This is a genomic window from Ruegeria atlantica (genome assembly GCF_001458195.1).
Classification (GTDB): Bacteria; Pseudomonadota; Alphaproteobacteria; order Rhodobacterales; family Rhodobacteraceae; genus Ruegeria; species Ruegeria atlantica.
Genome location: NZ_CYPU01000055.1, coordinates 51448 through 58251 on the forward strand (window position 1 = coordinate 51448; position 6804 = coordinate 58251).

The 6804-nt window shown below is 53.8% G+C and carries 5 protein-coding genes; 4 read left to right on the top strand and 1 reads right to left on the bottom strand.

The window, feature by feature from the left end; all coding sequences use genetic code 11:
- Nucleotides 1-214: 214 nt before the first annotated feature.
- The gene (locus RUA4292_RS16210; RefSeq protein ID WP_058278542.1) at nucleotides 215-1336 is read left to right on the top strand and encodes a right-handed parallel beta-helix repeat-containing protein; all 1122 of its coding nucleotides are present in this window, start codon (nucleotides 215-217) and stop codon (nucleotides 1334-1336) included.
- On the opposite strand, the gene RUA4292_RS16215 is transcribed toward RUA4292_RS16210, so the two are convergent.
- Nucleotides 1333-2112 (bottom strand): sulfotransferase, encoded by a 780-nt coding sequence (locus RUA4292_RS16215; RefSeq protein WP_145974989.1) that lies wholly within the window; start codon nucleotides 2110-2112, stop codon nucleotides 1333-1335. The two genes, RUA4292_RS16210 and RUA4292_RS16215, sit on opposite strands and share 4 nt — an antisense overlap.
- 193 nt (nucleotides 2113-2305) lie before the next feature.
- On the opposite strand from RUA4292_RS16215, the gene RUA4292_RS16220 reads away from it, so the two are divergent.
- From RUA4292_RS16220 to RUA4292_RS16230, 3 genes are all read left to right on the top strand, one after another.
- On the top strand, nucleotides 2306-3862 hold the full coding sequence (locus tag RUA4292_RS16220) for a polysaccharide biosynthesis protein (protein WP_145974990.1): 1557 nt from the start codon (nucleotides 2306-2308) through the stop codon (nucleotides 3860-3862).
- 70 nt (nucleotides 3863-3932) lie between these two features.
- Nucleotides 3933-4871 (top strand): glycosyltransferase family 2 protein, encoded by a 939-nt coding sequence (locus tag RUA4292_RS16225; RefSeq protein WP_058278545.1) that lies wholly within the window; start codon nucleotides 3933-3935, stop codon nucleotides 4869-4871.
- A 242-nt stretch (nucleotides 4872-5113) separates the two neighbouring features.
- Nucleotides 5114-6804, top strand: a 1691-nt coding sequence (locus tag RUA4292_RS16230; protein ID WP_158507050.1) for a cadherin-like domain-containing protein, incomplete at its 3' end; no start/stop codon positions are given.

Below are 6804 nucleotides of genomic sequence, written 5' to 3' on the forward strand. Positions count from 1 at the left end.
TCGAGCCGAGTCTGAGGCTGCCGGGCGTTTTTAATCCCACTTCGAATCTGTCGTTCTGGCTTCGGTGATCTTGACCCAGGTGCAGGCCGCATTATCGTTCCGGTTCTTCGAGAGCCCCCTCATGAGGTGCGGGCGGTGATTGGAGCAGCGGGATCGAGACTGTTCTGTTACCATGGCAACCAGAAAGGACTTCACTTAGTAAGGGAGGAAGAGGATGCGATGGAGGGTTATCCTGCTAGCTGCATCTGTCGCAGTGGTAGGTGCATGGAGTGCTGGGTCGGGCGAGGCGGCGGATTTGGCGGCAACACTGCAGGCCGATCTGATCCAGGCGACGGCCGGGGACCGGATCAACTTGGCTTCTGGCGATTATGGTGCGGTTCAACTGCGTGGCCTGTCCTTCGACCGAACCGTGACACTGGTAGCCCAGGGAGATGTCCGGTTCGACAGTCTGGTAGTTTTGGAGACACGAAACCTGCGGTTGGAAGGCATCCGGGTCGAAGCCGCTGGGGGGCGGGCGGCGATCCGGATCATGCGGAGTCATAACATTGCAATTTCACATGCCGACATAGGCGGCCCGTCCAATCGCATGGCACCGATGAATGCAGTTAAATTTGGAATCGAAATACGCGACTACAGCTCGAACATCACGATCGAGAACAGTTATGTCCACGATGTTCTGAACGGAATTGCGCATTTTGGGACAGCCGGTTTCACACTCTCCGGAAACAGGATTGATCACATCGGAGCCGATGCGTTCAAGTTCGCGGGTGTTGATCGCGGTATGATCCAGAACAACTTTGGTCCAACACATTTTTATCCGGCAGAGGATACTCACGCTGATTTCATGCAGTTTCAAGGGCCACCGTCAAAAAACCTCGAGATCCGTGGAAACCTCCTGTTGTTGCAGAACCGATTCGACATGCAGGGAATTTTTTTTGGCGGGAAGGGTACACATGACAATCTCGCTATCGAACAGAACATTATTTTCACGCGAATGGCCAACGGGATCAGGGTCAGTAATGGGCAAAACATTTCTGTGCGGCACAATACGCTGATCAACGCATTTGCCGCAGAGCGGCCCGTCACGCGAATCTCGGTTCCGTCCGGCTCGGTGGTTCAGAAAAATATAGAATCCAGGAAGAAAGGAAAACTGGAAGGCGGCAACATTGCGATGCAACATCTCGATCCTGCTCGAAAGCTCCACTATTCCGAGCTGTTTGCCGGAATCTCTGAAGGTCAAAGTATCCAAATAAAGGATGTCCACCCGATTTCGGGCGGCCTGGCCGAGACCTATGGCGCGTTTGCCCGGCTCATGGAATTGCACGGCGGCGGTTAAATTCGGTAATCACCGGGTATCAAAGACGTATCTGCCGATACGGTTTCAAAACCGGGCGACTCCAAATGCGGGCAGTGAATATCATTTCCCCATTCGTTTTCGGGGATACCAAGTTCTTTCAGAGCTGCGGTAATCATCTCAACATTCTTTAGCCGAGGACCGGCCTTCGGGTTTCGGTTCGCATGTGGTTTCTTTTCCAATGGTGAGTGGCCCAGGAAAGTGGCGATTTTTTCTGCTGCCTGCGGGTCGCGGATGTAGTTGATCAGCAACAGATCATCCGGTCGATCACGATAATGATTCAAGACTTCGACATGATAAGCATCACGTTGGGCAGTCCAGGCGCGGATAGAGCTTTCTTTGATTGTCCACAATGGATGACGTTTCTTACCTGGTGGCAGGCGGCGAATATGTTCCAATCGGCTGTCAATCCATGTATCGAGGTCGCGGACCTGCAGGATGAATTTTGCTTTTGGAAACAATTCGTCGAGTTTTCGGAAGTTGTCAGGAACTCCATCACAAAAGGCATCATACATTCGGTACATTGTTGTTCGGGATGTGTCGCGCCATTTCGTCCCGTGATAAGAGTGATAACCAAGGTTTTGAAAAATCCGGTGCAGTGATGTTGTCCCGCTCTTGTTTTCGCCTATGGCAAAGACCTTTCGCGCATTTCGGCCTGCGAAAAAACGGGTCAGGCTACTGCGCCCCGAGGCGGCAAATTCCGCCAAATCAAGTTTCATTATCTTATTCTCCGGCACTATTACTGCATACAAATCCAAGGGCCTGTCAGCCGACAGAATAATGCTGATATACTGGTTTCATGGCAATGTTTTTCAACTCTGCTTTATATCCCTGAACAGGCTGGAACCCATGCGGGGTGTTCAAGTAAACACCCAAGAATTGGTCCAGATTTAGCTTGAATTTTTACAGAATTAGACAAAAAGGTTAGATGTTTTTGTAGATGGTATATTTATGAGCGGACCTTCGCATAATAATGTAAGTCGTTATGTCGTGAACGCCTCCAGTTCTATCGCAACTGCTATCATCCGCATGTCGGCGTTAGTCTGGGTCAATCAATATCTTTTACGGCGTATTGAGCCGGCGGAATATGCGCTCGTCCCTGTTGTTGCATCGTTGCTGATTGTTGCTGAGCTTTTCCCGACCGTATTCCTGCGTGGACTGGCGCGCTTTATGGTTGAGGCCGACGCCCGCCGCGACGGTCGCGATATGACGTCGATCGTGTCTTCGATGGTTCCGGTTCTCTTTACGGTCGCGCTGGTGCTTTTTATCGCAGGCGTGCTGGCTGTGATCCATATCGATCGGGTAATCACCGTGGATCCGCAATACCGGACCCAGGCTCAGGCGATGCTGCTCATGCTGGTTTCCGTCTTGTGTATACGTGTCGCGGCGACGCCATTTCGGCTTGGTCTGCATGTGCGGATGCGGTTCGTCGAACAGAACCTGATCCTGCTCGGAACCGAGACGCTGCGAATTGTGCTGCTGCTGGTCCTGCTGCTGGCCGTCAGCACGCAGGTGCTGTGGGTGGCGGTTGCTTCGTCCGTGGCCAATCTGGTGAACATGCTCATCCTGATCGGCTATACGTTCAATGTCCTGCCTGATGCACGTCTGCGGTTGTCCGCAATCTCATTCTCAACCATCCAGCGGTTGCTGAGCTTCAGTCTTTGGACACTATTTCAGGGGCTCAACAATCTGGTACTCAAGGCAGTTCCGGCGCTTCTTCTCAACCGGAACAGTTCTGCCATAGATGTGGCCTCGTTTCATATAGGAAGCTTGGCAGATACGCAGATTCGTAAGCTGGTTGTAGCCGCGGCTGCCCCGGCCAAACCGGCACTAACAACAATCTACGCGACCGAAGGCGAAAGCACCCTCCAGAGTTTATATTATCATGGCGGGCGTTACTTTCTGTGGGTAACACTATTTTTGCTGCCGCCCTTGCTGGTCTTCGCGTACCCGCTGATTATGCTTTATGCCGGAGACAAATATAATCTTGCCGCTCCAGTCATGCTGTTGTTGCTTGGGGTTTATCCGCTCATTTGGGCCAGCGGGATGTTTTATGAAATCGCATATGCCGTAGGTCGTATTCGCGCCTACAACGTCTGCATCATGGTGCTCAGCCTGTCTGCATTGACCGGTATGTGGTATTTCGTAGTCGTCCACAACATGGGTGCACTCGGGGCGGCGATTGCTCTGAGTGGTGCTTATGTCCTGGTTTATCCTCTTTTGATGTGGCCGATCGGGCTATGGTTAGTACGGGGAAAATGGTCCACATTCTTGCTGAAAACGTTGTTTCCGGGGCTTGGCCCCTTTGCTGCGGCTTGTCTGGGCTGCCTGATTTTTTCTAAGGTTTTTCCCATTGATGGCTGGGGCAAATTTTTTCTGGGCTGCGGCTTGTCATCTCTTGTTTACGTAGGGGTGCTGTTCACAATGTGTATTAATCAGAATGATCGCGAGCTTTTGGTCCGGGCGCGCCGTAAGATTGGCAATCAATTGAAGAGAAGCAGAAAATGAAACTGTCATCCCGACGCAGAAAGCTGTGGCAGAATCGAGTGAATTCGAGACTGACTGAGGTCTGGTTCAGATGATTCAAGCGACCCCCTTTCTTTCCCGCCCGGGCGGACCTCGGCCCGTCGTCAGCATCGGGCTACCGGTTTTCAACGGCGGAGATTTTCTGGAGCAGGCTCTGGTTTCGATCCTTGATCAGGAGTTCGGTGATTTCGAACTGCTCATTTCCGATAACGCCTCAACAGACGGCACCGCAGAGATATGCACCCGCTACGCGGCACTGGATGCCCGTATTAGCTATAGTAGGCAGCCTGAAAACCTGGGTGCCGCCAAAAACTACAACGACGTCTTTCACGCTGCATCCGCCAAATACTTCAAGTGGGCAGCTCATGACGATCTGCTCAAGCCGCAGTTTCTGACCCGGTGCATCGACAAGTTTGAATCATTTGATGCCCCTCCGGTGATTGTCTACCCGCAGTCTGAATTCATTGATGAAACCGGACAGGTGTTACGTGCTGACCGGCGCTCTATGCATACAAATTCCACCTCACCGGCAATCCGTGTATTCAGAGCGGTACAGGCCATGGGTTTGGTCACCTCGGTTTTTGGTGTGTTTCACCGGGAGTCGTTGGCCCGGACACAATTGATCGGCAGCTTTATTGCCTCGGACTATGTATTGCTTTTGGAATGCGTATTATTGGGCCCTATCGTCCATCTGGAGGGCGAGCCTCTGTTTCAGCGCCGCATACATGGAAATATGTCGCGGCAGGCGAATAAGTCCGAAGAAGAGGTCTTGCGTTGGTTCAATCCCGATGCACGTGCAAAGCTTTCCTCTAAACAACGCCTGCGCATTGAATTCAGGAATTCAATCTACGGTATCGATGGCTTGACAGGATTGCAAAGACGACTCTGCGCGGCATCATTACTGAGTGGGTTCGCGGTTAGACGGTCGCGTATTGCCGCCGGACGTTTGCGGAGACAGTTTTTCAACGGGCAGAAAAGAGAAGCCAATTAATAATTTGTATACTGCCAATAGAATTTTTGTTCCGTGCACGGTTTGTCGAATTTTTGAGGTTAGTTTATGGGATCAAGACAATTGGCTACCTGATTCTGCACTCCCACGTCGTTTTGTTGGATATTATAGCGGATGAGGTCAATCTTCTGTCAATTACTTGCCCGCCCTCTTTTGGTACGGCGCAGGCTAGTGTAGAATAGAGTGTAGGTGTTTTTGTTTTGTTCTAGTGAATGAGGGTTGTCTTGGCTATTTCCGACGATTTTGCGTCCGGGGTTTTAGATTCTGTTTGGAGCATTGAGGGGCCATCGGGGATTTCTTCGGGTCTTGGAGCGAATGCCACAGATGCCTACCTGGAGCTGGTGTCGCCGGACGGCGATTATGACGTCTGGAACACCAATAACGGCACCCGCGCGATGCAGGCCACCAACAATGGCGATTTCCAGATCGAAACCCGGTTTCTGACCACGCCGACCGAGAAATACCAGATCCAGGGCCTGCTGGTCGAGCAGGATGCCGACAACTGGCTGCGGTTCGACACTTATTCCAACGGCAGGAAGCTGTATGCCTTTGCCGCGATCACCATTGACGGCGTGTCGACGCAGGCGTTCCGGGTCACGGTTTCGGGTGGCACTGCACCCTATCTGCGGGTCGACCGCACGGGTGATACCTGGACCATGGAATATTCCCAGGACGGCAGCAACTGGACAACGGCGGGTAGTTTCAATCACGCGATGACGGTGTCGCAGGCGGGGGTGTTTACGGGCAATACCGGCAATGCGTTGGGCTTTACCGCGCAGGTGGATTATTTCGAGAACACCGCCGATCCGATTGTGAACGAAGACGGCACCATCACGCCCTCGAACGATCCGCCGGATGCGGTGGATGACGGGCTGGCGACGGACGAAGACGTGGCGCTGGTGATCAACGTAGCCGGCGATCTGCTGGCCAATGACAGCGACCCCGAAGGCGATCCGATCAGCCTGACCGGCGTGACCCAGCCTGCGAACGGGGTGCTCACCGACAATGGCAACGGCACCTATACCTATACCCCGAATGCCGGGTTCTCGGGCGCAGACAGCTTTACCTACACGATTTCGGACGGCAACAGCACCGATACGGCCACGGTGAACCTGACGGTCAACGACACCACGCCCTCGAACGATCCGCCGGATGCGGTGGATGACGGGCTGGCGACGGACGAAGACGTGGCGCTGGTGATCAACGTAGCCGGCGATCTGCTGGCCAATGACAGCGACCCCGAAGGCGATCCGATCAGCCTGACCGGCGTGACCCAGCCTGCGAACGGGGTGCTCACCGACAATGGCAACGGCACCTATACCTATACCCCGAATGCCGGGTTCTCGGGCGCAGACAGCTTTACCTACACGATTTCGGACGGCAACAGCACCGATACGGCCACGGTGAACCTGACGGTCAACGGGTCCGCACCTGCGCCGGCCGGGCTGGCCTCCGACGATTTTGCGTCCGGGGTTTTAGATTCTGTTTGGAGCATTGAGGGGCCATCGGGGATTTCTTCGGGTCTTGGAGCGAATGCCACAGATGCCTACCTGGAGCTGGTGTCGCCGGACGGCGATTATGACGTCTGGAACACCAATAACGGCACCCGCGCGATGCAGGCCACCAACAATGGCGATTTCCAGATCGAAACCCGGTTTCTGACCACGCCGACCGAGAAATACCAGATCCAGGGCCTGCTGGTCGAGCAGGATGCCGACAACTGGCTGCGGTTCGACACTTATTCCAACGGCAGGAAGCTGTATGCCTTTGCCGCGATCACCATTGACGGCGTGTCGACGCAGGCGTTCCGGGTCACGGTTTCGGGTGGCACTGCACCCTATCTGCGGGTCGACCGCACGGGTGATACCTGGACCATGGAATATTCCCAGGACGGCAGCAACTGGACAACGGCGGG

Coding starts and splice junctions, on each gene's coding strand:
- RUA4292_RS16210 (WP_058278542.1), top strand. CDS start 215: ATGCGATGGAGGGTTATCCTGCTAGCTGCATCTGTCGCAGTGGTAGGT.
- RUA4292_RS16225 (WP_058278545.1), top strand. CDS start 3,933: ATGATTCAAGCGACCCCCTTTCTTTCCCGCCCGGGCGGACCTCGGCCC.
- RUA4292_RS16220 (WP_145974990.1), top strand. CDS start 2,306: ATGAGCGGACCTTCGCATAATAATGTAAGTCGTTATGTCGTGAACGCC.